The sequence below is a fragment of the Pseudomonas sp. MF08875 genome, assembly GCF_059862525.1.
In genome coordinates this window covers 1-26,295 of sequence record NZ_JCBCUW010000045.1, presented here as the reverse complement: position 1 = coordinate 26,295, position 26,295 = coordinate 1, and the positions used below count along the sequence as shown (strand labels likewise).

The following is a 26,295-nucleotide window of genomic DNA, read 5'->3' as shown; positions in this document are numbered from 1 at the left end:
TATGCCGGGTGGGCTTGCCCGCCCGGGCTGTTTTTTCCTTGCATGCGGACGTTCACTACCATGCTGATCGATCAGAAAATCCCCCTAGGCCAGCACATCGCGGCATTCGTCGAATGGTTGACGCAACACGGCGCCAACGTATTCGACGCAATCGCCGTGACACTGGAAACGATGATCCACGGCGTGACGTTTGCGCTGACCTGGTTCAACCCGCTGGCGCTGATCGGTCTGGTCGCGCTACTGGCTCATTTCATCCAACGCAAGTGGGGCCTGACGGTGTTCGTCATCGCCTCGTTCCTGCTGATCCTCAACCTGGGTTACTGGCAGGAAACCATGGAAACCCTGGCCCAGGTGCTGTTCGCCACCCTGGTGTGCGTGGTGATCGGCGTGCCGCTGGGCATCCTCGCCGCCCACAAACCGATGTTCTACACCGCGATGCGCCCGGTGCTGGACCTGATGCAGACCGTACCGACCTTCGTTTACCTGATCCCCACCCTGACCCTGTTCGGCCTGGGCGTGGTGCCGGGGCTGATTTCCACGGTGGTGTTCGCGATTGCCGCGCCCATCCGCCTGACCTACCTGGGCATCCGCGACGTGCCCCAGGAACTGCTCGACGCGGGCAAGGCCTTTGGCTGTTCGCGCCGCCAACTGCTGTCGCGCATCGAACTGCCCCACGCCATGCCGAGCATCGCCGCCGGCATCACCCAGTGCATCATGCTGTCGCTGTCGATGGTGGTGATCGCCGCGCTGGTGGGGGCCGATGGCCTGGGCAAACCCGTGGTCAACGCACTGAACACAGCCGATATCGCCCTGGGCTTCGAGGCGGGCCTGGCGATCGTGCTGCTGGCCATCATGCTCGACCGTATCTGCAAACAACCCGACGCCAAAGTAGGGGCTGACGCATGAGCATCATCCGCTTCGATAACGTAGACGTTATCTTCTCCAAAGACCCGCGCGAGGCCCTGAAACTGCTGGACCAGGGCATGACGCGCAACGAAATCCTGAAAAAGACCGGGCAGATTGTCGGCGTCGAAAAAGCCAGCCTGGATATCGACAAAGGCGAGATCTGCGTGCTGATGGGCCTCTCCGGCTCCGGCAAGTCGAGCCTGCTGCGCTGCATCAACGGCTTGAACACCGTCAGCCGCGGGCACCTGTTCGTCGAGCATGAAGGCCGCCAGATCGATATCGCCTCCTGCACCCCCGCCGAGCTGAAAATGATGCGCACCCAACGCATCGCCATGGTGTTCCAGAAGTTCGCTCTGATGCCCTGGCTGACGGTGCGCGAGAACATCAGCTTCGGCCTGGAAATGCAGGGCCGCCCGGAAAAGGAACGCAAGAAACTGGTGGATGAAAAACTCGAACTGGTGGGCCTGACCCAATGGCGCAACAAGAAGCCCGATGAACTGTCCGGGGGCATGCAACAGCGTGTCGGCCTGGCCCGCGCCCTGGCGATGGACGCCGATATCCTGCTGATGGACGAACCCTTCTCAGCCCTCGACCCGTTGATTCGCCAGGGTTTGCAGGACGAATTGCTGGAGCTGCAACGCAAGCTGGCCAAGACCATCGTGTTCGTCAGCCATGACCTGGACGAAGCCCTGAAACTGGGCAGCCGCATCGCCATCATGAAGGACGGGCGGATCATCCAGTACAGCAAGCCCGAGCAGATCGTGCTCAACCCCGCCGACGACTACGTACGCACCTTCGTCGCCCACACCAACCCGCTCAACGTGCTGTGCGGGCGCAGCCTGATGCGCACGCTGGACAACTGCAAACGCATCAACGGTTCAGTGTGCCTGGACCCGGGCGGCGACTCCTGGCTCGACCTGGCCGAAGGCAACACCATCAAGGGCGCGCGCCAGAACGGTGCGAGCCTGGACCTGCAAAACTGGGCCCCGGGCCAAGCGGTCGAAGCCCTGGACCGGCGCCCGACCCTGGTGGATTCGAACATCGGCATGCGCGATGCCCTGCAGATCCGCTACCAGACCGGCAACAAACTGGTGCTGCACGACAACCACCATGTGGTCGGGATACTCGGCGACAGCGAGCTGTACCACGCGCTGCTGGGCAAGAACCTGGGCTGACAACCCCGCCCAAAAATCCATGTGCAGCCGTGTGGGAGCTGCTTGTGTGGGAGCGAGCCCGCTCGCGATAGCCGTCGATCAGTCACTGGCGTACCGACTGACGACCCCCATCGCGGGCAAGCCCCACAGCGTTGGCCTTAGCTGTAAACCCGCCCAAGGAGCTGGCGATGGCTTTCGAACTGGTCGAGCACATCGCGGGTGATCTGCTCGGCCGTGAAGCCCATCAAGTCGTACTCCTGGCTGCCGTTGTGCAGGTACACCTCGGCGCGGTAGTAGCGGGCGCGGTCTTCTGCGACATCAGCCGAATCGCTCGGCGCCGCCAGGTAGCCGTCCAGGCTCACTTCATAAACAAACGGATTGCCCTCTTCCATCTCCAGGCGCAAGCCCATGCAGCGCTTGGACTTGCCCAACAACGTCTGCACATCCAGGCCCTGGGCGCGCAGCAGGGTCGCGGCCTCTTCCAGCGCCGGGGTCACTTTGCGGTCCATAAAGCGCTGCACCACCGCTTGCGTGGGGTGCAGGTCCAGGGCGCTGAGGCGCTCGCTGAAACCACGGCGCCCACGTTCAGCCAGTTGCGCCTGCTCCTGTTCGATCTGCACGTCCTGGCGCATGGCCTTGTGCAAGCCGAACATGAAGCACACCAGCACCACCGAGAACGGCAGCCCCGCCAGCACCACCATGGTCTGCATGGCCTGGAAGTTACCGGCGAACAACAGCCCGATGGTCACCAGGGTAATCACCGCCGACCAGAAGATGCGCAGCCAATGGGGCGCGTCCTCGTCCACGTTGCCGCCCTTGCACGACAGGTTGGCCATCATCACCGCGCCGGAGTCGGCCGGGGTGAGGAACAGCACGAAGCCGACGAAGATCGATACGCCGATCACCACTTTCGACGCCGGGTAATGCTCAAGCAATTGGTAAATGGCCATGGACGGCTGCTCCAGCGCCGTCTTGCCCAACTCCACCGCCCCGTGGTTCATCACCAGGTCCAGGGCCGAGTTACCGAAGATCGACAGCCACGCCAGGGTGAAGCCCAGGGGAATCAGCAGCACCCCCGCCACCAGTTCACGCACCGTGCGGCCACGGGAGATACGCGCAATGAACATGCCGACAAATGGCGCCCAGGAAATCCACCACGCCCAATAGAACAGGGTCCACAGGCCCAGCCAGCGGTCGGACTTGTCGCTGTCGCCCTCGTACACATAGAGGTCGAAGGTTTTCAGCACCACGCCGTTGAGGTAGTCCCCCACGTTCTGCACGAAACCATTGAGCAGGTGCAGGGTGGGGCCAAACAGCAAGACGAAGATCAGCAAGCCGCTGAACAGCACGATGTTCAGGTTGGACAGGCGGCGGATGCCGTTTTCCACACCCGATACGGCGGCGATGGTGGCCACGGTGCTCATGACAATGATGACGATCAGCAGGTTGGTGTTGCTGTGTTCCATGCCGAACAGGTTTTCCAACCCCGAAGACACCTGCATCGCCCCGATGCCCAGGTTGGTCACCAGGCCCAGCAGGGTCACGAACATGCCGAAACCGTCCACCGCGTGCCCGGCCGCGCCCTTGACCCAGCGCTCGCCCACCAGCGGGTACAGCGCCGAACGCAAGGCCAGCGGCTGGTTATGGCGATAGGCGAAATAGGCCACGGCCAGCCCGACCAGGGCGTAGATCGCCCAGCCATGCAGGCCCCAGTGCAGGAACGTCAATTGCACCGCTTGGCGTGCCGCCAAGTTGCTGCCGGCCACGCCTTCGGGCGGGTTGAAAAAGTGGTCCAGGGGCTCGGACGCGCCGAAGTACAGCAGCGAAATGCCGATCCCCGAGGAAAACAACATGCCGGCCCAGGCGCCGTAGCTGAAGTCCGGCGTGTCGTCCTTACTCCCCAGCTTGAGCTTGCCGTAGGAGGAAAACGCCAGGCCCACCACGAACACCAAGTAGGCGGCGATCACCAGCATGTAGTACCAGCCGAAGCTGCGCGACAACCAGTCCTGGGCAAGCCCCAGCACTCTCCCGGCTTCTTGCGGCGCGGCAATGAGAATGGCGGTCAGCAGCAGAATCAGCGCGGTGGAGGTGTAGAACACCCAACCGTTGACCGTCACCTTCTGGGGCGGGGTCTTTATAAGAGAGGCAGAACTCATTGCACAGATGCTCCAGGCAGTGCGAGAGAAAGACGCAAGGCATTGCTTCTCCTGCGCCACCGGTCAGTTGGCAGCCGGCGGGCAGGTGATATAAAGGCACCCCGAAAAAAAGCCCGAACCCATGCGATAGGCACAGACCCGCGACGTTGAAAGCCCGCCTCACCACTGCCGGGCCTTTGAGGCCGCGCAGCGCTAAGCAGCGGGGTTGCAACGGTGCGCGCCTGCCCTGGCGGGGTTTCGAGCGTTTGAGGGTGCCGTTTTTTTCATCGCTCACGAGTAGGAAATACCCGTAGGCAGCGACGAATTGTCGCAGAGCTTATTCTTTGTTGATTGAACGTTCAATCAAAACAAAATAGACTGGCCTTCACTCCGGTTGCCGCTTGTCGCCCACCGGAAGGCCTAAGGAGATGTGCAAGATGCCCAAGGTCGGTATGCAACCCATTCGCCGCCAGCAGTTGATCGAAGCCACGCTGACGGCGGTCGATCAAGTCGGCATGGGGGACGCCAGCATTGCGCTGATCGCCCGTTTGGCCGGTGTCTCCAATGGCATCATCAGCCACTACTTTCAGGACAAGAATGGCCTGATCGCCGCCACCATGCGGTACCTGATGAATGTCCTGATCGAGAACGTCGCCGAGCGCCGACAGGCGCTGACAGATGACAGCCCGCGGGCCCATCTGCAGGTGATTATCGAAGGCAACTTCGACGCCAGCCAGGTCAATGGCCCGGCCATGAAAACCTGGCTCGCCTTCTGGGCCAGCAGCATGCACCAACCGTCATTGCACCGGTTGCAGCGGATCAACGATCACCGCTTGTATTCCAACCTGTGCTGCCAGTTCCGCCGCGTCCTGCCGTTGCCCGAGGCACGCAGCGCCGCCCGGGGCCTGGCTGCCTTGATCGACGGTTTGTGGTTGCGCGGCGCGCTGTCGGGAGACGCTTTCGACACCGTGCAGGCGCAGCGGATCGCTTACGAATACATGGATTTCCAATTGGCCAAGCAGGTGAGTTAGAGCCCACACAAAACGCTCAACCCCTGAACTGCCGCGCCGCGTTGTTGCCACAACCTTGTGGCCCCACGCGGTGCGGTCAACGCCAACCACTTTATGCACTTGCGAGGACTTAAAAATGGCCCGTTTCGGACTGCAAAAACTCTACATCGACGGCGGCTACACCGACGCTGGCAGCGATGCCACCTTCGACGCCATCAACCCGGCCAACGGTGAAGTCCTTGCCCAAGTGCAACGCGCAACCTTCGACGACGTCGAACGCGCCGTGGTTTCGGCCGAGAAAGGCCAGAAAATCTGGGCCGCCATGACCGCCATGGAGCGCTCGCGCATCCTGCGCCGCGCCGTGGACATCCTGCGCGAGCGCAACGATGAACTGGCTGCCCTGGAAACCCTGGACACCGGCAAATCCTTCTCCGAAACCAAATACGTCGACATCGTCACCGGCGCCGACGTGCTGGAATACTACGCCGGCCTGGTGCCCGCCATCGAAGGCGAGCAGATCCCGCTGCGCACCACCTCGTTCGTCTACACCCGCCGCGAACCCCTGGGCGTGGTGGCCGGTATCGGCGCGTGGAACTACCCGATCCAGATCGCCTTGTGGAAATCCGCACCGGCCTTGGCCGCGGGCAACGCGATGATCTTCAAGCCCAGCGAAGTGACCTCCCTGACCACCCTGAAACTGGCCGAGATCTACACCGAAGCCGGCCTGCCCGACGGCGTGTTCAACGTACTGACCGGCAGCGGCCGGGAAGTCGGCACCTGGCTGACCGAGCACCCGCGCATCGAAAAAATCTCCTTCACCGGCGGCACCGACACCGGCAAGAAGGTCATGGCCAGCGCTTCGAGCTCCTCGCTCAAGGACGTGACCATGGAACTGGGCGGCAAGTCGCCGCTGATTATCTTCGACGACGCCGACCTGGACCGCGCCGCCGACACCGCGATGATGGCCAACTTCTACAGCTCGGGCCAGGTGTGCACCAACGGCACCCGCGTGTTCGTGCCGACCCACCTCAAAGCCGCGTTCGAGGCCAAGATCGTCGAGCGCGTGGCGCGCATCCGCATCGGCAACCCGGAAGACGAAAACACCAACTTCGGCCCGCTGGTCAGCTTCGCCCACATGGAAAGCGTGCTTGGCTACATTGCCAAGGGTAAGGCCGAAGGCGCCCGCGTGCTGTGCGGCGGCGAACGCCTGAGCACAGGCGAACTGGCCAAGGGTGCGTTCGTCGCCCCGACCGTGTTCACCGACTGCACCGATGAGATGACCATCGTGCGCGAGGAAATCTTTGGCCCGGTGATGAGCATCCTCACCTACGACACCGAAGAAGAAGTGATCCGCCGCGCCAACGACACCGACTTCGGCCTGGCCGCGGGCCTGGTGACCAAGGACCTGAACCGCGCCCACCGCGTGATTCACCAGTTGGAAGCAGGCATCTGCTGGATCAACGCCTGGGGCGAATCCGACGCCAAGATGCCGGTCGGCGGCTACAAGCAGTCGGGCGTGGGCCGTGAAAACGGGATCAGCTCGCTGAACAACTTCACCCGCATCAAATCGGTACAGGTCGAGCTGGGCGATTACGCGTCGGTGTTTTAAACAGCCTTGAGCGGCAAGCTTCAAGCTGCCAGTAACCGCAGCTTGGCTTGCCGTAATCCCTGACGCACAGCGCGCTGCTCTTTCTTGCAGCTTGAAGCTTGGAGCTTGCCGCTTAAAGCTCCCCCGGAGTTCCCATGTCCCAAGAATTCGACTACATCATCATCGGTGCCGGCTCGGCCGGTAACACCCTGGCCACGCGCCTGACGGAAGACGAAGGCGTCACCGTCCTGCTGCTGGAGGCCGGTGGCCCCGACTATCGCTTCGACTTCCGCACCCAGATGCCGGCGGCCCTGGCGTTCCCGCTGCAAGGCCGGCGCTACAACTGGGCCTACGAGACCGACCCCGAGCCGCACATGAACGGGCGCCGCATGGAATGTGGCCGTGGCAAGGGCCTGGGCGGCTCGTCGCTCATCAACGGTATGTGCTACATCCGCGGCAACGCCCTGGACTACGACGGCTGGGCGAAAAACCCGGGCCTGGAAGACTGGAGCTACCTGGATTGCCTGCCGTATTTCCGCAAAGCGGAAACCCGCGACATCGGCCCCAACGACTACCACGGCGGCGAAGGCCCGGTCAGCGTGACCACGCCTAAACCGGGTAACAACCCGCTGTTCCACGCCATGGTCGAGGCCGGCGTGCAGGCCGGTTACCCGCGCACCGAAGACCTCAACGGCTACCAGCAGGAAGGCTTCGGCCCGATGGACCGCACCGTCACGCCCAACGGCCGGCGCGCCAGCACCGCCCGCGGCTACCTGGACACCGCCAAGAAACGCGACACCCTGACCATCGTCACCCACGCCCTGACCGACAAGATCCTGTTTGACGGCAAGCGCGCCACCGGCGTGCGCTACCTGGTGGGTTCGGCCGAGGAGCGCGTCGAAGCCCGCGCCCGCAAGGAAGTGCTGCTGTGCTCCGGCGCCATCGCCTCGCCGCAGATCCTCCAGCGCTCCGGTGTCGGCCCGGCGCAACTGCTGCAAAGCCTCGACATCCCGCTGGTCCACGACCTGCCAGGCGTCGGCGAAAACCTGCAGGACCACCTGGAGCTGTACCTGCAATACGCCTGCACCCAACCGGTGTCGCTGTACCCTTCGCTGCTCTGGTACAACCAACCGGCCATCGGCGCCGAGTGGCTGTTCAACGGCACCGGCATCGGCGCCAGCAACCAGTTCGAGGCCGGCGGGTTCATCCGCACCCGCCCGGACTTCGAGTGGCCGAACATCCAGTACCACTTCCTGCCGGTGGCGATTAACTACAACGGCAGCAACGGCGTGAAGGAACACGGCTTCCAGGCGCACATGGGCTCCATGCGTTCGCCCAGCCGCGGGCGCATCCAGCTCACGTCCAAGAACCCACGCGACTACCCGAGCATCCTGTTCAACTACATGGCCAGCGAGCAGGACTGGCAAGAGTTTCGCGATGGCATCCGCCTGACCCGCGAAATCATGCAACAGCCCGCGCTGGACGCCTTCCGTGGCCGCGAAATCAGCCCCGGCATCGACGTGCAGACCGACGAGCAACTGGACACCTTCATCCGCGAACACGCCGAAACCGCGTTCCACCCTTCCTGCTCGTGCAAGATGGGCACCGACGAGATGGCCGTGGTCGATGGCGAAGGCCGTGTGCACGGTTTGCAGGCCCTGCGCGTAGTGGATGCCTCGATCATGCCGCTGATTACCACTGGTAACCTGAACGCGCCGACGATCATGATCGCCGAGAAAATCGCCGACAAAATCCGCGGCCGCCAGCCCCTGCCACGCAGCACCGCCGCCTATTACGTGGCAGGCGACGCGCCGGTGCGCGGCAAGCCGTTGCGGGAAGTGAGCCGTACCGCGCAGTAATTGCGTTGCGGCTATCGCGAGCGGGCTCGCCCCACAGGAATCTCCATTTCCTGGTGGGAGCGAGCCCGCTCGCGATAAGGCCCACTCAAGCACTCGCCTAATTCCCACACCCCACCACCCTTGATCCCACAACCTCCCCCGGCCTACTCTAGGCCGCACACACGCTTCACCCCCGCCCCATCCAATACCCCCGCCACGAGGCTTTCTCATGTTTGATGTCGTCTCTTCGAGCAAATGGCCCACCGGCTATCTCATCAACCCCAATGTCGAGCCCCTGGACCCGAAGTGGTTGAAAGAATTCAGCAAGATCCCCGCCGCGGCCGTCAGTGACTGCCTGGGCCGCAATGTCGGCGGCCTGGGCCTCAAAGCCTTCCACGGCAATGCGCCGATGCTCGGCAGCGCCCTGACCGTGCGGGTGCGCCCCGGCGACAACCTGATGATCCTCAAGGCCATGCAAATGGCCCGCCCCGGTGACGTGCTGGTGATCGACGGCAGCGCCGACCTGACCCGTGCCGTGTTCGGCGGCATCATGCGTGCCATGGCCCTCAAGGCCGGGATCGTCGGCGTGGTCATCAACGGCGCCCTGCGCGACCTCGACGAATGGCAGACCGGCGAACTACCGGCCTACGCCATCGGCGGCGTACACCGTGGCCCGAGCACCGATGGCGGCGGCGAAATCAACGTACCGATTTCCTGCGCCGGCATGCTGGTAGCACCGGGCGACTTGATGATCGGTGACGGCGATGGCGTAGTCGCCGCCGCCCGCGCCGAGTTGCCGGAGCTGCTGGTGCGCTGCCACGACCTGCTGGCCCGCGAACAGGCTACGCTTGCCGCTATCGAGGCTGGCACCCTGGACCCGGACCGCTTCGACGCCATCCTGCGCGCCAAGGGTTGCCCGGTCTGATGCTAAAAAGCATCGCGGGCCAGCGCAGCGCCGCTTGCCCGCGATAAGGCCCCCAAGGCCGCCAAAGCCCCAAGGAGGCCCCATGTTCACCGCCCACCCTACTCTCAAAAAGCACTTCGCCGCCCTGCGCACCGGTGCCGAATTCTTTTCCCTGCGCCATGTGTGCGAGGCCGGCCAGTACCTGGCGGTGCGCAAGAACGTCGCCGCACCGCCGAGCCTGAGCCGCGATGAAGGCGCCATGCTCACCGCCCGGGTCAACGGCGTCGAAGCCTATGCCGCCACCAACGACCTATCCCTGGCCGGGCTGCAAGCCGCCCTTGACCGTGCCGAGCACCAGGCCCGCGCCATCGCCGCCCATGCCTTGCTCGATTTGCACCAGCAGGCGGTATCCAGTGAGCGCGCCGACTACCTGTCGCCCAACCTCGACCAGGCCTTTCCATCCCTCAAGGACTGCTACCAGGTGCTGGCCGACGAATCCGCCGCCGTGCCCCGCGACGAGCGCCTGGTGAGTTGGGAGGCGAGCCTGGGTATCCGCCACGTCGAGCAGATCTACCTCAACAGCGCCGGCGCCGAGTTGCGCCAGGCCCAGCGTTTTATTTTCCCGGGCCTGGAAGTCACCGCCTATGACGGCAGCGACAGCCAGACCCGCACCCTGGGCCGCGAGAACTTCGGCCAGCAGGGCGGCGCCGAAGTGCTCGGCCGCGCCGGCCTGATCGGCGCCGCGCCGCGGATCGCCGACCAGGCCCTGCAACTGCTGCTCGCGCCCAACACCCCACACGGCCCGCGCGACCTGCTGCTGACCCCCGACCAGATGATCCTGCAAATCCACGAATCCATCGGCCACCCGCTGGAGCTGGACCGCATCCTGGGTGACGAGCGCAACTACGCCGGCACCAGTTTCGTCAAAGCCGATGACTTCGGCACCCTGCAATATGGCTCCGCGTTGCTCAATGTGACCTTCGACCCGCTGATCCCCGAGCAACTGGCCAGCTACCGCCATGACGACGATGGCACCCCGGCGCGCAAGGAATTCCTGATCCGCGCAGGGCGCCTGCTGCGGCCCATGGGCGGGGCGCTGTCGCAGTTTCGCGCTGGCCTCGACGGGGTGGCCAACAGCCGCGCCTGTAGCTGGAACCGCGCACCCATCGACCGCATGGCCAACCTCAATATCGAGCCGGGCGAGCACTCCATGGCGCAACTGGTGGCGGGCATCGAGCGCGGCATTTTGATGTCGACCAACCGCTCCTGGTCCATCGACGATGCGCGCAATAAATTCCAGTTCGGTTGCGAATGGGGCCAATTGATCGAAAACGGCGAACTCAAGGGCGTGGTGAAAAACCCCAACTACCGGGGCGTTTCCGCGCAGTTCTGGCGCAACCTCAGCGCCGTGGGCGATGCCAGCACCCTCAAGGTGTTGGGCACGCCCAATTGCGGCAAAGGCGAGCCGAACCAGGTGATCCGCGTGGGCCATGCTTCGCCGGCCTGCGTGTTCAGCCAGGTGGATGTATTTGGAGGAGATGCCTGATGGCCGAACAATTCAACCACTTGGTGACCTGGCTGCGCGGCGCCCTGCGCGAACCCGAGCAGTTCACCTTGAGCTACAGCGCCGAAACCTCGGCCTTCGTGCGGTTCAACCACGCCAAGGTGCGCCAGGCCGGGCAGGTGCAGCAGGCCAGCGTAGGGCTGAAACTGATTGATGGCGGGCACCACGCCGACCTGGAGATCACCCTGGCCGGTGACCCCGCCGTGGACCGCCAGCGCCTCGCCGAGGGCTTGCAGCAACTGCGCGAAACCTTGCCGCTGCTGGCGCCGGACCCGTACCTGCTGCTCAACCACGACGGCTGGCACAGCCAAGCTGTGCAGGCGCAGGCGCAGCCGCTGCCGGACGTCGGCCATGTGGTCGAGCAGATCAGCCGCGCCGCCGCTGGCCTGGATTTGGTCGGCATCTATGCCGCAGGCCCCATCAGCCGTGGCTTCGCCAGTTCGGCGGGGGCCTTTGGCTGGCACGAGGCCAATAGCTTCAACCTCGACTTCAGCCTGTTTCACGCCAATGGCGAAGCGGTAAAGGCCAGTTACGCCGGCCACGCCTGGAGCGACGAGGCCTTCGCCCAGCGCTTTGCCCTGGCGCGCCAGCAACTGGATTACCTGGGCCGGCCCTTGCGCGCCGTGGCGCCGGGCCAATACCGCGCTTACCTGGCGCCGGCGGCCATGGAAGAAATCATCGGCCTGCTGGCCTGGGGCGGTTTTTCCGCCCAGGCCATCGCCAGCAAAAGCAGCCCGTTGCAGCGCCTGTATGGCGGTGAGCAGGCGTTCAGCCCGCTGCTGAGCCTGGAAGAGAAGGTCAGCGGTTCCCTCAGCCCGGCATTTTCCGGCGAAGGCTACCCGCGCAGCGACCTGACCCTGATCCGCGCAGGCCTGGCCGAAGCGCAACTGGTCAGCTCGCGCAGCGCCGCCGAGTACGGCTTGAGCGCCAACGGCGCGGGCGGCGGTGAAAGCCCCGGTGCCCTGAGCATGGCCCCCGGCACCCTGGCCCAGGCCGATATCCTGGAGCAATTGGGCACCGGCCTGTACATCAGCAACCTGTGGTATTTGAATTACTCGGACCAACCGGCCGCACGCATGACCGGCATGACCCGCTTCGCCACGTTCTGGGTGGAAAACGGCCAGATCCAGGCGCCGGTCAGTACCATGCGTTTTGACGACAGCGCCTACAGCCTGCTCGGCTCGCACCTGCTGGCGCTGACCCGCGAGCGCGAACTGCTGCTGTCGGCCAGCACCTACAGCCAGCGCCACACCGACTCGGCGCTGCTGCCGGGGGCACTGGTGAGCCGGTTGACGTTGACGCTGTAAACCACTGTTTCCATGAAAGATCCGCACGGTGGGCGCGAGCCAGCTCGCGATAGCAGCCTGCTAGTCGATCGCTTAGGTGGCTGACACTCCACTATCGCGAGCAGGCTCGCTCCCACAGGAGATTGGCGGCGCATCACACTCCCGATAACAGCGAGGCCCCATGCCCAACCGCCCAGCCCTTGATGCCACCACCGCCCGCTGGATCCCGTGGGTGGTGGCCATTGCGTTTTTCATGCAGTCCCTGGACGGCACCATCCTCAACACCGCGCTGCCGGCCATGGCCCGGGACTTGGCCGAAGACCCGCTGCGCATGCAGGGCGTCATCATCGCCTACATGCTCACCGTGGCCCTGTTGATCCCGGCCTCGGGCTGGATCGCCGACCGCTTTGGCACCAAAAAGATTTTCTTCGGCGCCATCTTGCTGTTCAGCCTCGGCTCGTTGCTGTGCGCGCTGTCCAATAGCCTCGGCATGCTGATCGGCGCGCGGGTGGTGCAGGGCCTGGGCGGGGCGCTGATGTTGCCGGTCGGCAGGCTGGTGGTGCTGCGCGCCTACCCGCGCTCAGAGTTGGTGCGCATCATGGGCTTCATCACCATCCCCGGCTTGCTCGGGCCGTTGCTCGGCCCCACCACGGGCGGCTGGATGGTGCAGTACCTGTCCTGGCACTGGATTTTCCTTATCAACCTGCCCGTGGGGCTGATCGGCTGCTACGCGGTGTGGCGCTTTATCCCGGACCTGCGTGGCAGCGAACGCACCCGCTTCGACGGCTTCGGCTTTTTGCTGTTTGGCGCTGCCATGGTGCTTATCACCATCGCCATGGAAGGCCTGGGGGAACTGCACCTGCCGCACCTGCGGGTGATGCTGTTGCTGTTCGCCGGCCTGGCGTGCCTGGCGGCGTACTGGCTGCGGGCCGGGCACGTGGACACGCCGCTGTTCGCCCCGGCGCTGTTCAAAACCCGCACCTTCGCCGTGGGCATCCTGGGCAACCTGTTCGCACGCCTGGGCAGCGGCGCACTGCCGTTTTTGGTGCCGCTGTTGCTGCAAATAGCCCTGGGCTACTCGCCGTCCCAGGCGGGGATGAGCATGCTGCCCCTGGCCGCCGCCGCGATGCTGGCCAAGTCCGTGGCACGGCCGTTGATCGAGCGCCTGGGTTACCGCGTGGTGCTCACCGGCAACACCCTGGCCCTGGGCCTGATGCTGGCGAGCATGGGCCTGGTCAGCGAGCAGACGCCTTATTGGCTGTTGCTCCTGCAACTGGCGGTGCTGGGGGCGATCAACTCGCTGCAATTCACCGCGATGAACACCGTGACCCTGATCGACCTCGACGACGCCAGCGCCAGCAGCGGCAACAGCCTGTTGTCGGTAGTGGCGCAATTGGCCCTGAGCCTGGGCGTGGCTTGCGCCGGGGCGCTGCTGGGCGGCTTTACCGGGCAAAGCGGCAGCGGTGAAGTCAGCACCGTGCTCGGCGCGTTCCAGTTGACCTTCCTCACCGTCGGCGTGATGGCCATGCTCGCGGCGGCGATCTTCCTGCAACTCTCGCCCACGGACGGAAAACGCGCCCGGCCGGCTCAGGAGCACATAGAGCATTAGCGGCAGCGGCAAGGGGTGAGCTTTAAGCTGCGAGCTTGTCGCTCAGTGCTTGCGGCTGCCCCCTCTCCCCTCGTCAGGAATATGCGAGAAGTTCGCGGGGGGGCTGTTACACTGCGCGACATTTTGTTTTGCAGGCCCGTCCCGTGACCACCATCGCCACCGCTTTTAATACTTTGCCGCTGTCCGCCGCCATGCTGGCTAACCTCGACTCCCTCGGTTATGCCCAGATGACGCCGATCCAGGCGCAGAGCTTGCCGGTGATCCTCAAAGGGATGGACCTGATTGCCCAGGCCAAGACCGGCAGCGGCAAAACCGCTGCTTTTGGCATCGGCCTGCTAAACCCGATCAACCCGCGCTTTTTCGGCTGCCAGGCCCTGGTGATCTGCCCGACCCGCGAGTTGGCCGACCAGGTGGCCAAGGAAATTCGCCGTTTGGCCCGCGCCGAAGACAACATCAAGGTCCTGACCCTGTGCGGCGGCGTGTCGTTCGGCCCGCAGATCGCCTCGCTGGAGCATGGCGCGCACATCATTGTCGGCACGCCGGGGCGCATCCAGCAGCACCTGCGCAAGGGTTCGCTGGTGCTCCACGGCCTCAATAAGCTGATCCTCGATGAAGCCGACCGCATGCTCGACATGGGTTTCTACGACTCCATCGAAGAAATCATCGCCCAATGCCCGGAGCGCCGGCAGACCCTGCTGTTCTCCGCCACTTACCCGGTGGGCATCAAGCAGTTGGCCTCCAAGTTCATGCGCGACCCGCAGCAAGTGAAGGCCGAAGCGTTCCACGACGACAGCCAGATCGAGCAGCGCTTCTACGAAATCTCCCCCGAGGAGCGCATGGACGCGGTGGTGCGGGTGCTGGCGCATTTCCGCCCGGTGTCCACCGTGGCGTTCTGCTTCACCAAGCAGCAAGTGCAGGAAACCGTCGACCACCTGAGCGCCAAGGGCATCAGCGCCGTCGGCCTGCACGGCGACCTGGAGCAGCGTGACCGCGATCAGGTCCTGGCGATGTTCGCCAACCGCAGCACCTCGGTGCTGGTGGCCACCGACGTCGCGGCCCGCGGCCTGGACATCGATGCCCTGGACATGGTCATCAACGTTGAGCTGGCCCGCGACTCGGAAATCCACATCCACCGCGTTGGCCGTACCGGCCGCGCCGGCGAAAAAGGCATCGCCATCAGCCTGGTGGCACCGTCCGAAGCGCACCGCGCCCAGGCCATCGAGCAGTTGCAAAAAGCCCCCCTGAGCTGGGACCAACTGGACAACCTGCCGTCCCAGGGCGGCGCACCGCTGCTGCCGCAGATGAGCACCCTGTGCATTGGCGCCGGGCGCAAGGACAAAGTCCGCCCCGGCGACATCCTCGGCGCCCTGACCGGCGACGCGGGCATCCCCGGCGCCCAGGTCGGCAAAATCGCGATCTTCGACTTCCAGGCCTTCGTCGCCGTGGAACGCGGCATCGCCAAACAGGCCCTGCAACGCCTCAACGACGGCAAGATCAAGGGCCGCTCGTTGCGCGTGCGCATCTTGTAATAGCAAAACCCCTTCCCTGTGGGAGCACGCCCGCTGCCACAGTCAGGTTTGTAGGCAGACACCAAGAGGACACCGCTTTGCGCTCTACCCAAGTCGTCATCATCGGCGCTGGCGCCGCAGGCCTGATGTGCGCGCTGACCGCCGCCGGGCGCGGGCGCGAGGTGCTGTTGCTGGACCACGCCAACAAGGCCGGCAAGAAGATCCTCATGTCCGGCGGCGGGCGTTGCAATTTCACCAATATGTACACCGAGCCGGGCAATTTCCTGTCCCACAACGCGCACTTCTGCAAATCCGCCCTGGCGCGCTACACCCAATGGGATTTCATCGCCCTGGTGGCCAAGCACGGCGTGCCGTACCACGAGAAAAAACTCGGCCAACTGTTCTGCGACAACAAGGCCAGCGACATCCTCGCCATGCTCCTGGACGAATGCGAACAGGCGGGCGTCAAGCTGCACCTGGACACGAGCATCGAGCAGATCGCAAAACTCGACGGCGGCTATCAACTCGCCACCACCCTGGGCGAGGTGCGCTGCCAATCCCTGGTGATCGCCACGGGCGGGCTGTCGATCCCCACCCTGGGCGCCACCGGTTTCGGCTACCAAGTGGCGCGCCAGTTCGGCCACGAACTGCTGCCGACCCGCGCCGGCCTGGTGCCGTTCACCATCACCGACCAGCTCAAAGACCTGTGCGCCGAGCTGTCGGGCACTTCAGTCGATTGCCTGGTCAGCTGCAACGAGCAGAGCTTTCGCGAAAATATCCTGTTCACCCACCGCGGCCTCAGCGGCCCGGCGATCTTGCAGATTTCCTCGTTCTGGCAACCGGGCGACAGCGTGCAAATCAACCTGCTGCCCGACCACGACGCGGCGCAGTGGCTCAACGAGCAACAGGCCGAACGCCCCAACAGCGAACTCAAGACCCTGCTGGGGGAGCTCTTCACCAAGAAAATGGCCAACCTGCTGGCCGACCACTGGTTCGTCTCCAAACCGATGAAGCAGTACACCCACGGCGAACTGGCGGCCATCGCCGAGAAACTGGCGAACTGGCGCCTGGTGCCGGCCGGCACCGAGGGCTACCGCACGGCGGAAGTGACCCTGGGCGGTGTGGACACCCGCGAAGTGTCGTCCAAGACCATGGAATCGCTGAAAAGCCCTGGCCTGTACTTTATCGGCGAAGTGCTGGACGTCACCGGCCACCTGGGCGGTTTCAACTTCCAGTGGGCGTGGGCCTCGGGGTATGCGGCGGCGCAGTACGCCTGACACCGGTGCAAGCGCAGCACCAACCCTGTGGGCGCGAGCCGGGGGGCGCTGCGCTCGCCCGCGATAACGGCATGACTGCTGGGTAGACAGGTGTTGGCTGTAATGGCCTCATCGCGGGCAGGGCCCGCTCCCACAGTTGAACGGTGGTGTGGGTGGGGTTTTCATTTTTTTCTATGGGCGCGAGCCTGCTCGCGATGGCCGAAGAGTAGGGGTAAGACAGTTGCTCCCACACACCCTCCCCTAGAAAACCACCCCAGGAACACATTTTGCTTGTTGGATGTGATTGCCAGTATTGCGCCAGCGTCCATACTGGCCCAATTTAGCCCACCGCCCGCCAAGGCCTTTTGCCCTTCATGTCATCGACCTCGTTCCGTCACTCCCTGCGGCGCCTCTGGGCCCTGGATAAGTTCAGCTACAGCGTCCGGGTGTTCATTGCCCTGACCGGCAGCATGGCGCTGTGCTGGTATCAGGATGAAATGGGCCTGCTGATCCCGCTGTTTTTGGGGATTATCGCCAGCGCCCTGGCCGAAACCGACGACAGTTGGCAGGGCCGCCTCAATGCCCTGGCCGTGACCCTGGTGTGCTTTAGCATCGCCGCATTCGCCGTCGAGTGGTTGTTCCCCTACCCGTGGGTTTTCGTGATCGCCCTGGCGCTGGCCAGTTTCGCCCTGACCATGCTCGGCGCCCTGGGCGAGCGCTATGGGGCGATTGCCTCGGCCACGCTGATTTTGTCGGTGTACACCATGATCGGCGTCGATCAGCGCGGCGGCGCGGTCACCGATTTCTGGCACGAGCCGGTGCTGCTGGTGGCGGGCGCGGCGTGGTACGGGTTGCTGTCGGTGCTGTGGCAGGCGCTGTTTTCCAACCAACCGGTGCAGCAGAGCCTGGCGCGCTTGTTTCGCGAACTGGGTTACTACCTCAAGCTCAAGTCGTCGCTGTTCGAGCCGATCCGGCAGATGGACGTGGAGGCGCGGCGCCTGGAGCTGGCGCAGCAAAACGGCAAAGTGGTGGCGGCGCTCAATGCCGCCAAGGAAATCATCCTGCACCGTGTAGGCAATGGCCGGCCGGGGTCGAAGGTCAGCCGCTACCTCAAGCTGTACTTCCTGGCCCAGGACATCCACGAACGCGCCAGCTCTTCCCATTACCCGTACAACGCCCTGGCCGAGGCGTTCTTCCACAGTGACGTGCTGTTCCGCTGCCAGCGCCTGTTGCGCCAGCAGGGCAAGGCCTGCCAGGCCCTGGCCGAGTCGATCCAGTTGCGCCAGCCGTTCGTCTACGACGCCAGTTTCGCCCAGGCCCTGGGCGACCTGGATGCGTCCCTGGAACACCTGCGCATACAGAGCAACCCGGCCTGGCGCGGCCTGCTGCGCTCGCTGCGCGCCCTGGCGGCCAACCTGGCCACCCTCGACCGTTTGCTCAGCGACGCCAGCAACCCCGACAGCCTGGCGGACGCCACCGACAGCAGCCTGCTGGACCGCTCGCCGCGCAACCTCAAGGACGTGTGGACGCGCCTGCGCACTCAGTTGACGCCCACCTCGCTGCTGTTCCGCCATGCCCTGCGCCTGCCGCTGGCGCTAAGCATCGGCTACGGCATGGTGCATTTGATCCACCCGTCCCAGGGCTACTGGATCATCCTCACCACGCTCTTCGTCTGCCAGCCGAACTACGGCGCCACGCGGCGAAAACTCGGGCAGCGGATCATCGGCACCGCCATCGGCCTGACCGTGGCCTGGGCGCTGTTCGACCTGTTCCCCAACCCGCTGGTGCAGTCGTGCTTCGCCATCGCCGCCGGGGTGGTGTTCTTTATCTACCGCACCTCGCGCTACACCCTGGCCACGGCCGCGATCACCCTGATGGTGCTGTTCTGCTTCAACCAGGTGGGCGACGGTTATGGGCTGTTCCTGCCGCGCCTGTTCGACACCCTGTTGGGCAGCCTGATCGCCGGGCTGGCGGTGTTCCTGTTCCTGCCGGACTGGCAGGGCCGGCGCCTGAACAAGGTGCTGGCCAACACCCTGACCTGCAACAGCATCTACCTGCGCCAGATCATGCAGCAGTACGCCAACGGCAAAAGCGACGACCTGGCCTACCGCCTCGCCCGGCGCAACGCCCACAACGCCGACGCGGCACTGTCCACCACCCTGGCCAACATGCTGATGGAGCCGGGGCATTTTCGTAAGGAAGCGGACGTCGGTTTTCGCTTTTTGGTGCTGTCCCACACCCTGCTCAGCTACCTCTCGGGCCTGGGCGCGCACCGCGACACCCAACTGCCCGGCGAGGTGCGCGAACACCTGATCGAAGGCGCGGGCGTGCGCCTGGCGGCCAGCATCGACGAAATCGCCCAGGGCCTGGCCAGCAAACAACCGATCGCCATCCAGAGTGACGCCGAAGAAGCCCTGGCCAATGAGCTGGAACAGATGAGCGACGACATCGACGAAAGCCAGCGCCTGGTGCAAAGCCAGTTGGCGCTGATCTGCCGGCAACTGGGGCCGCTGCGCACCTTGGCGGCGCATCTCATCAAGGATACGAGCGAGGTTTAGCGCCCACAGGCTCGCCTGCAAGGAGATGGTTCAGTGCGCCATCCCATGCTGGCGCAAGAGGCGCTGATAACTGCCATCGGCCTTCATGGCCGCGATCTCGCGGTCGAAACCGGCGACGATCTGCTGGTGCTCGGGGTTTTTCAGGCTGACCAGAATGTGCAGGCTGTTTTCGCTCAAGGACTTGGGCAAAAACTCCACCGCATTGCGCACCCGAGGGGATTCGCGAGAAAGGTGATAGCGCGCCACGAACTCGTCTTCCAGGGTCAGCTTGACCCGGTCGGCGGCGAGCATGCGCACCGCCATGGAAAAGTTGTGCACCGGCACCTTCTGCAACCCCGGGTCTTCGTCGAATGCCTGGGAATAGGCGTAGCCGCGCACCACCGCCACCGGGTACTCGTGCAGTTGCTGCAGGTTCTTGTATTCGATGGGCGCGTCCTTGCGCTTGAGAAAGCGCACACGGTTGAGCAGGTACTCGCCGGAGAACTGCCCCAGATGGGTGCGTGCCTCGTTGAACCAAGCGTTGACCAGCACGTCATAGCGACCTTCGCCGATGCCCAGCAACGCCCGGGCCCAGGGCACTTGCTCGAACTCGCTGGCATACCCCGCCCGCGCCAGGGCGGTGCTGACAATGTCGGTGGCCAAGCCGCCGTTGAGCAGCGTGGCGTCGGTAAAGGGGGGCCAGGCATCCGCCACCAGGCGCAGTTTTTCCCCGTGCGCGTGCTGCCCTAGCAAGAGCAATCCGATCAAAGCAAAGGCTCGATGCAATCGCGACATGCTAAAACGTCCTTAGCGGGCGGGTGCCCTGCGTGTTTTTAGCTCAAACCGAAGACCGATGCGTCGGTGGCCGGGCCCATCTGCGGCCTTAACCTTAGCTCATCGCAGCTATTTGCAAGCTGCACAGCAGATTACACAAAGAAGTCAGCCCCGCGCAAAATGAATGATGGCAATTTGATTGCTCTCACAAAAACAGACGCCCCGCAGCGGCAGACAAGGCGCGACGGGGCGCTTAGTATCCAGGGAAGTTTTCCTACAGGACGAAGCGATGACCATTGAATGGGTGTGCAAACACCACAGCGACTTGGGCAAGGAACAGCTCTACGCCCTCCTCAAACTGCGCGACGAGGTATTTGTCGTGGAACAGAAGTGTGCCTACCAAGACCTCGATGGCCTGGACCTGGACGGCGACACCTGCCACCTGATGGGCTGGGAGGGCGATGAGTTGGTGGCGTACCTGCGCCTGCTCGACCCCACGTCCCAGGGCGGCGACGTGGTGATTGGCCGGGTGGTGACCGCCGAATCGACCCGCGGCAAGGGCCTTGGCCATGAGCTGATGAAACAGGGCCTCAAACAGGCCGAAAAATACTGGCCCGACGTGCCGATCTACCTCTCGGCCCAGGCCCATTTGCAGGGTTACTACGCCAACTACGGCTTTGAAGTAGCAGGCGAGCCGTATGTCGAAGACGGCATTCCCCATATCGGCATGCGCAGGGTGTCGTCGTTGTAGCAAGCGGTAGGGCTCAGGGGTAGCCCAACACAGCCTTGATCCGCCCCAGGTGCAGGGTGATCCAGCCTTTGTCGATGGCGCCCCAGTCGCGGATGCGGTAGCGCCCGGCGTGGTTGCGGGCACCGTCCTGTTGCTCGAACTCGCAGACGATGTCCAGGTCTGCCAGGGCGGCGATGGTGTCCTGGGCGGTGCGCCGGGGCATGCCGGTGGCTTCGGTGAGGGCTGGCACGCTACTGGCCAGTTGGCTGTCGATCAGGTACGCCACGTAGAGGCGTCGGTAAAAGCTGCTTTTGGTCTTGCTCACGTCCATCGGCTTATTCCTGAATGGTTTTTGGCGGCAGATCCCGGTACGTCAAATACACCCGCAGGTCGAACTCCAGTTGGTGGTAGCCGGGGAGCATGTGCTCGCAGAGTTGGTAGAACGCCTTGTTATGGTCCGACTCTTTGAAGTGCGCCAGCTCATGCACCACGATCATGCTCAAAAACTGCGGCGCCGCGTCTTTGAACAACGAGGCGATGCGGATCTCTTTCTTGGCCTTGAGCTTGCCGCCCTGCACCCGGGAAATGGCCGTATGCAGGCCCAACGCGCGGTGGGTCAGGTCCAGGCGATTGTCGAACAGCACTTTGTCGATGGCCGGAGCGTTGCGCAGATGCTCCTGTTTGAGGGCCAGGGCGAAGTTGTACAACGCTTTGTCGCTCTGCACCGCATGCTTGTCGGGGTAGCGCTGGTGCAGGTAATCGCCAAGACGATCCTGCGCGATCATCTGGCGCACTTGTTCCTGCAACGCAAAAGGGTAGGCCTGGAGGTATTTAAGGGCGGTCATGGGACGGCAACGGGGCGTAAAAGGTCGCCAGTGTACCCAATTCAGTCGCGTACTGCGCTCCAGTCAAAGGCCAGGGGAAATTGGCTGGCGTCCCCGGCGAGCAGCGGCCGCGCCACCAAGTAGCCCTGCACGTACTCGCAGCCATGGGCGTGCAGCCACTCGTACTGCGCCAGGGTTTCCACCCCTTCGGCCACCACCAGCAGGCCGAACTGCTTGCACAACTCAATGACACCGCGGGCCATGGCTGCGTCGCGGGGCGATTCCAGTAGCCGCGCCACCAAGTGCCGATCGAGTTTGAGGGTGTCCAGGTCCAGGTCGCGCAGATGGGCCAGGGAGCAATCTCCCGAGCCGAAATCATCCAGCGCCACCCGCACCCCCAGGTTGCGCAACAGGCGCAGTTGCTTGCGCGTTTCGTCCAGGTTGCGCACCAGGGTGTCCTCGGTCACCTCCACCTCCAGTTGCCCGGGGCGCAGGCTGTGGCGCTCCAACACCTGGCGCAGCTCAGTGACCAGGTTGGGCATGCCGAACTGTGTGCTGCTCAGGCTCACGGCCAGCACCAGGTCATCGTTGAACACGGTGCTCCACGCGCGGCGCTGGGCAGTACTTTGCTGGTAGATCCAACTGCCCAGGCGGCTGATGAGGCGTGCCTCTTCCAGCAACGGCAAAAACAGCCCCGGCGGCACATCGCCAACGCTGGGGTGCTGCCAGCGCAACAACGCCTCAAAACCACGCAAACGGCCATCGGTGATGGACACCTGGGGCTGGTAGACAAGGTTGAAATCCTTGCTTTCGATGGCCGTGCGCACGCTTTCTTCGAGCATCAAGCGCGAGCGGGCGCGGCCGTTCATTTCGTGATCGTAGAAGCGGTATTGCTGGCGCCCGGCGCGCTTGGCCTCGTACATGGCGATATCCGCCGCGCGCAAAAGGCCATCGAGGTTGGCGCCGCAATCGGGGTAGGTGGCGATGCCGATGCTCGCCCCCAGGGTCATGTCCAGGCCTTCGATTTGCTGGCAGATGGACAGGCGTTCGATGAGCTTTTCAGCGATTTTCGCCGCTTGCTCCGGGAACTCCAGATCCAGCAACGCGGTGAACTCATCGCCGCCCATGCGCGCCAAAATGTCGAATGAGCGCAGGCTGCCTTTCAACTGCTCCGACACCCAGCGCAGCACCCGGTCGCCGGCGTCGTGGCCCAGGCAATCGTTGACCCGCTTGAAACCGTCCAAGTCCAGGTAGAGCAGCACCGAGGTGGTGCTGGTGCGCTCGTTGCGCAGCAATTGGTTTTCTGCGGCCTGATAAAAACCGCGGCGGTTGAACAACCCGGTCAGCGGGTCGGTGACGGCTTGATACTCCAGTTGCTGGTGCAGGTGGCGCACCACCGACATGTCCAGCACCGTCACCACCATGGCCTTCTGCTCGGCCGGCAGCGGCGCACACGACAGCGCCACCGGCAGCAACTGCCCTGGCGCGGTACGCAGTAAGGCATCGTGCAGGCGCCAGGTTTCGCCTCGGCGGTAGGTTTCGTAGAGCAGGGAATCCGCCCAATTCGGCACGTGGGGGTTTTGCAGGAAGGCGATGAACTCCGTGCCCTGCAACTCGCCAACAGTGGCGTTGAGCAAACGGCAGATCGCCGGGTTGGCGAAGCGGATCACGCCGTCCTCGTCCACTACCAGGATGCCCTCGGCGGCGTTGTCCAGCACCGAGGCGTTGAACGCCCGCGCCACCTCCAGGTCATGGCTCAGGCGCTGCAAGGCACGGCGGTTGCGCTGATGTTCCAGCAACGCCTGCACCTTGGGCTTGAGGATCTGCGGGTCGAAGGGTTTGAACAGGTAATCCACCGCGCCGCTGGCATAGCCCTTGATGACGGCATCCTGGGACTGCTCGTTGGCGGTGAGGAAAATGATCGGAGTCAACCGCGTGCGCTGGCTGCCGCGCATCAAGCGGGCAACTTCAAAGCCGTCCATGCCGGGCATCTGCACATCCAGCAGCACCAAGTCGACTTCGTGCTCGAGCAGCAGTCCCAAGGCTTCAACCCCGGAGGCCGCAGTCATTACCTGCCAGTCCTGGCGCTGCAACAGCGCGCGCATACTGACCAAATTCTCGGGATAGTCATCGACTATCAAAAGGACCGAACTGCTGTCACCAGGCTTGGGCTGCGCGCATTCCATGCTGCTTCTCTTGTCGGAGCGTCCTGCCGGCGATCGAACGGAAAACCGGGCAAATACTGAGCTTTCACTCTAGACCCGGTTATGGGAAAGCAATAGGAAAGCCCCGGCCCTCAAGGGCCCAAACCCGTGGGCAGCCGACTAACGGTAGGAAATGGCCATCTTGTAGGACAGGAATTGTCGTTTCCAGATGTGCGATCTACGCCAATGGCCAGGTACAAAAAAGCCCGAGCGTCGCCACCCGGGCCTTTACCTGGCTTACTGCCTGGGCTGCGGCCTTTAGTTGAACGGCACCGGCAGCGGCGTCTGCGCCGAAGAGGGCGGCAGGATCGGCAGTTTGAAGTCCGGTTGATCGCCGGTCAGGGTCTTGAGGAAGGCCACGATCTGGCCCACTTCATCGGTGCTCAGCTTGCGCCCCAGTTGCAGACGGGCCATCACGTCCACCGCTTCTTCGAGTTTCCAGTACGCGCCGTCGTGGAAGTAGGGGTAGGTCAGCTCGACGTTACGCAGCGTCGGCACTTTGAAACGCATGCGGTCGGCGTCCTTGCCGGTCAGGCCAGCTACGCCTTCGGCGGGGTTCTTGGTGGCGTAGGGTTCGACCACGCCCATCTTCTGGAACGAACCGCCGCCCACGGCTTCGCCGTTGTGGCAGGCCACGCAACCGATGGATTTGAACAGTTGATAACCGGTTTGCGCCGTGGCGCTGATGGCTTTGCTATCACCCTTCAACCAGCGGTCGAATGGTGCGTTGGGGGTGACCAGGGTTTTCTCGAACTCGCCAATGGCGTCGGTCACCTGCTCGATATCGACCGCGTTCTTACCGTAGACCTTCTTGAACGCTTCGCGGTATTGCGGGATAGACGCCACCACGTCCACCGCCAGGTTGTGGGTAAAGCCCATCCCCCCGGGTTGGCAATCGGCCCGCCGGCCTGCTCGGCCAGGGTCTTGGCGCGCCCGTCCCAGAACTGCGCGATGCTCATCCCCGAGTTGAGCACCGTGGGCGAGTTGATCGGCCCCTGGTGCCAGTTATGCCCGATCGACGTCGGCAGGTTGTCGCTGCCGCCCATGCTCAGGTTGTGGCACGAGTTGCAGGAAATAAACCCGGACTTGGACAGGCGCGGGTCAAAGAACAATTGCTTGCCCAACTCCACCTTGCCCGCATCCGCCACCTTCACCGGTTGCACCGGCACAATGGGCTCGTTGCTCGCCACCATCCCCGAGGCACTCGCCACCAACCCCATGCCCAACATGAAAATCATCGGTCTAAACACGGTACTGCTCCCTTTGCTGTTTTTGGTCTGCTTCAACCATGGGTCAGCCAAGGGCCGGAGTGGGTGATTTGAGTCAATGGGGCGCGGGGTTGGCGTGCGACAAAAGCGCTGGGGGTGTGTGGAGGGGGGGGCAACGCTGGGTACTTGATAATGAAACAAGCGAGTCGATGCAAAAAAGGGATGGATATATTAAAAAAAACCTACCCATCCCCTTTGTCAAACATGACATGGCAAAACCACACTTAAGTCCACGGCAATTTATTAATCCTGACAAAGTCGATATTTTCAACTTCGACGAGTCCATCAGGGTAAGTAAAACTCCGCGTCCCTGCCAACCTCACCTCACTTAAACTGAGGCTCCATGAATAAGTTCTATCGCCTTCCACCGTCGTAAATTTCATACCCCAGCCATGCGTAATGGGATTTGCCGTTGGTTTGAACTGCAACCCCACTTGGCTGGTGCGTGTCATCACCCAACCATGAACTTCCCCTAAAATTGGATTCGATAGATCCAAGTACATTTCCTGGCCCATACGGCCGTACATGCCTTTGATATCTGCCATTTCAAGCACTCCTCTAATACACAGTACAACGAACAACCCAAGTCTCGCTCACAAGCTAACGTTGAGCAGGAAGTACATAATATGAAGAACACGAAATAATATAAACCGAAAAACAACATTTTTAATATTGTTAGCACATAACCAACATACCCTTTAACTCCATCCGCGATGACAATTCAACGCAAGAGTCCGGCAACCCCCAAAGACCCAATCCGGCTTATAGAGCTCTACTCTTCATCCACAAAACTTGCTTATAACCTACATGGCTGAGCGCTGCCATACTGTCAAAACTGGAATAACAACCCGTCTAAAACTCTATAAAAAACCGGTAAATATGACAGGTCAACTGCGCACAACCATATGCTAGTTTCAATGGGGAGCAAGGAAGCCGAGAAGCCCCTCCATTTAGTCTTAGCGGGGCAGCCTAGCCTCTGTGATCTGGTTCAAAGATAAATCAGCAGCTATCCAGATATGTATTTTTACTGATTGGACGCATCCAACAAGCCGAACACAGAGGCAAACATAAAGAGGGCGGCCGCAAAAACTGAGTGCAACACCTGACCTTTCCGGTACGGTGCTGCCACTATGTCCTATCACGAACTCAGTATCCCCGAACGTGCGACCCTTCAACTCGGCCTTGCCCAAGGTTTCAGCC

General features: G+C 63.1%; 20 protein-coding genes and 1 pseudogene. 13 read left to right on the top strand and 8 right to left on the bottom strand.

The window, feature by feature from the left end; all coding sequences use genetic code 11:
- The first annotated feature begins 60 nt into the window (after window positions 1-60).
- Window positions 61-906 (top strand): choline ABC transporter permease subunit, encoded by an 846-nt coding sequence (gene choW / locus AC19YT_RS22225; RefSeq protein WP_095109025.1) that lies wholly within the window; start codon window positions 61-63, stop codon window positions 904-906.
- A complete protein-coding gene (gene choV / locus AC19YT_RS22220) occupies window positions 903-2,081 on the top strand; it encodes a choline ABC transporter ATP-binding protein (protein WP_095109026.1) in 1,179 nt (392 codons plus the stop codon). The genes choW and choV overlap by 4 nt, the downstream gene beginning before the upstream one ends.
- A gap of 137 nt (window positions 2,082-2,218) precedes the next feature.
- Here the strand turns inward: choV and AC19YT_RS22215 are convergent, their stop codons facing one another.
- Window positions 2,219-4,159: a BCCT family transporter gene (locus tag AC19YT_RS22215; protein WP_256576590.1), complete on the bottom strand. Its 1,941-nt coding sequence runs from the start codon at window positions 4,157-4,159 to the stop codon at window positions 2,219-2,221.
- 473 nt (window positions 4,160-4,632) lie between these two features.
- Here AC19YT_RS22215 and betI point away from each other — a divergent pair, with 473 nt between their 5' ends.
- The 10 genes from betI (at window position 4,633) to yccS (ending at window position 19,316) form a co-directional block, all read left to right on the top strand.
- Entirely contained in the window at window positions 4,633-5,226 is a 594-nt protein-coding gene (gene betI / locus AC19YT_RS22210; RefSeq protein WP_095109028.1) for a transcriptional regulator BetI, read from the top strand.
- Window positions 5,227-5,341: 115 nt separating this feature from the next.
- Entirely contained in the window at window positions 5,342-6,814 is a 1,473-nt protein-coding gene (betB, locus tag AC19YT_RS22205; RefSeq protein WP_095109029.1) for a betaine-aldehyde dehydrogenase, read from the top strand.
- Between the two features lie 134 nt (window positions 6,815-6,948).
- A complete protein-coding gene (betA, locus tag AC19YT_RS22200) occupies window positions 6,949-8,652 on the top strand; it encodes a choline dehydrogenase (RefSeq protein WP_095109030.1) in 1,704 nt (567 codons plus the stop codon).
- 208 nt (window positions 8,653-8,860) lie between these two features.
- Window positions 8,861-9,556 (top strand): RraA family protein, encoded by a 696-nt coding sequence (locus AC19YT_RS22195; RefSeq protein WP_095109031.1) that lies wholly within the window; start codon window positions 8,861-8,863, stop codon window positions 9,554-9,556.
- An 82-nt stretch (window positions 9,557-9,638) separates the two neighbouring features.
- On the top strand, window positions 9,639-11,081 hold the full coding sequence (locus AC19YT_RS22190; RefSeq protein WP_500611044.1) for a TldD/PmbA family protein: 1,443 nt from the start codon (window positions 9,639-9,641) through the stop codon (window positions 11,079-11,081).
- Window positions 11,081-12,406 carry a TldD/PmbA family protein gene (locus AC19YT_RS22185; protein ID WP_500611043.1) on the top strand — a complete coding sequence of 442 codons (1,326 nt, stop codon included), beginning with the start codon at window positions 11,081-11,083 and terminating at the stop codon, window positions 12,404-12,406. Before AC19YT_RS22190 ends, AC19YT_RS22185 begins: the two co-directional genes overlap by 1 nt.
- A gap of 160 nt (window positions 12,407-12,566) precedes the next feature.
- Entirely contained in the window at window positions 12,567-13,994 is a 1,428-nt protein-coding gene (gene mdtD, locus AC19YT_RS22180; RefSeq protein WP_095109034.1) for a multidrug transporter subunit MdtD, read from the top strand.
- 143 nt (window positions 13,995-14,137) lie between these two features.
- Window positions 14,138-15,523 carry an ATP-dependent RNA helicase DbpA gene (dbpA, locus tag AC19YT_RS22175; protein WP_500611042.1) on the top strand — a complete coding sequence of 462 codons (1,386 nt, stop codon included), beginning with the start codon at window positions 14,138-14,140 and terminating at the stop codon, window positions 15,521-15,523.
- A gap of 77 nt (window positions 15,524-15,600) precedes the next feature.
- Window positions 15,601-16,779, top strand: coding sequence for a BaiN/RdsA family NAD(P)/FAD-dependent oxidoreductase (locus AC19YT_RS22170; RefSeq protein WP_500611041.1), 1,179 nt, complete (start codon window positions 15,601-15,603; stop codon window positions 16,777-16,779).
- 353 nt (window positions 16,780-17,132) lie between these two features.
- Window positions 17,133-19,316, top strand: coding sequence for a YccS family putative transporter (yccS, locus tag AC19YT_RS22165; protein ID WP_095109037.1), 2,184 nt, complete (start codon window positions 17,133-17,135; stop codon window positions 19,314-19,316).
- Window positions 19,317-19,346: 30 nt separating this feature from the next.
- Here yccS and AC19YT_RS22160 read toward each other — a convergent pair whose 3' ends face one another.
- Window positions 19,347-20,090, bottom strand: a complete 744-nt coding sequence (locus AC19YT_RS22160; RefSeq protein WP_095109038.1) for a substrate-binding periplasmic protein — start codon at window positions 20,088-20,090, stop codon at window positions 19,347-19,349.
- 268 nt (window positions 20,091-20,358) lie between these two features.
- Between AC19YT_RS22160 and AC19YT_RS22155 the strand changes: the two genes are divergently transcribed.
- Window positions 20,359-20,820, top strand: coding sequence for a GNAT family N-acetyltransferase (locus tag AC19YT_RS22155; RefSeq protein WP_500611040.1), 462 nt, complete (start codon window positions 20,359-20,361; stop codon window positions 20,818-20,820).
- 13 nt (window positions 20,821-20,833) lie between these two features.
- On the opposite strand, the gene AC19YT_RS22150 is transcribed toward AC19YT_RS22155, so the two are convergent.
- From AC19YT_RS22150 to AC19YT_RS22125, 6 genes and pseudogenes are all read right to left on the bottom strand, one after another.
- On the bottom strand, window positions 20,834-21,130 hold the full coding sequence (locus AC19YT_RS22150; RefSeq protein WP_095109040.1) for a winged helix-turn-helix domain-containing protein: 297 nt from the start codon (window positions 21,128-21,130) through the stop codon (window positions 20,834-20,836).
- A gap of 4 nt (window positions 21,131-21,134) precedes the next feature.
- Window positions 21,135-21,644 (bottom strand): M48 metallopeptidase family protein, encoded by a 510-nt coding sequence (locus AC19YT_RS22145; RefSeq protein ID WP_095109041.1) that lies wholly within the window; start codon window positions 21,642-21,644, stop codon window positions 21,135-21,137.
- Window positions 21,645-21,685: 41 nt separating this feature from the next.
- Window positions 21,686-23,809: a putative bifunctional diguanylate cyclase/phosphodiesterase gene (locus AC19YT_RS22140; RefSeq protein ID WP_500611039.1), complete on the bottom strand. Its 2,124-nt coding sequence runs from the start codon at window positions 23,807-23,809 to the stop codon at window positions 21,686-21,688.
- A gap of 276 nt (window positions 23,810-24,085) precedes the next feature.
- On the bottom strand, window positions 24,086-24,439 hold the full coding sequence (locus AC19YT_RS22135; protein WP_500611051.1) for a cytochrome-c peroxidase: 354 nt from the start codon (window positions 24,437-24,439) through the stop codon (window positions 24,086-24,088).
- Between the two features lie 141 nt (window positions 24,440-24,580).
- A pseudogene (locus tag AC19YT_RS22130) lies at window positions 24,581-25,020 on the bottom strand (cytochrome-c peroxidase); the annotation flags it as partial.
- Window positions 25,021-25,319: 299 nt separating this feature from the next.
- The gene (locus AC19YT_RS22125; RefSeq protein WP_095109044.1) at window positions 25,320-25,640 is read right to left on the bottom strand and encodes a hypothetical protein; all 321 of its coding nucleotides are present in this window, start codon (window positions 25,638-25,640) and stop codon (window positions 25,320-25,322) included.
- Between the last annotated feature and the right edge of the window lie 655 nt (window positions 25,641-26,295).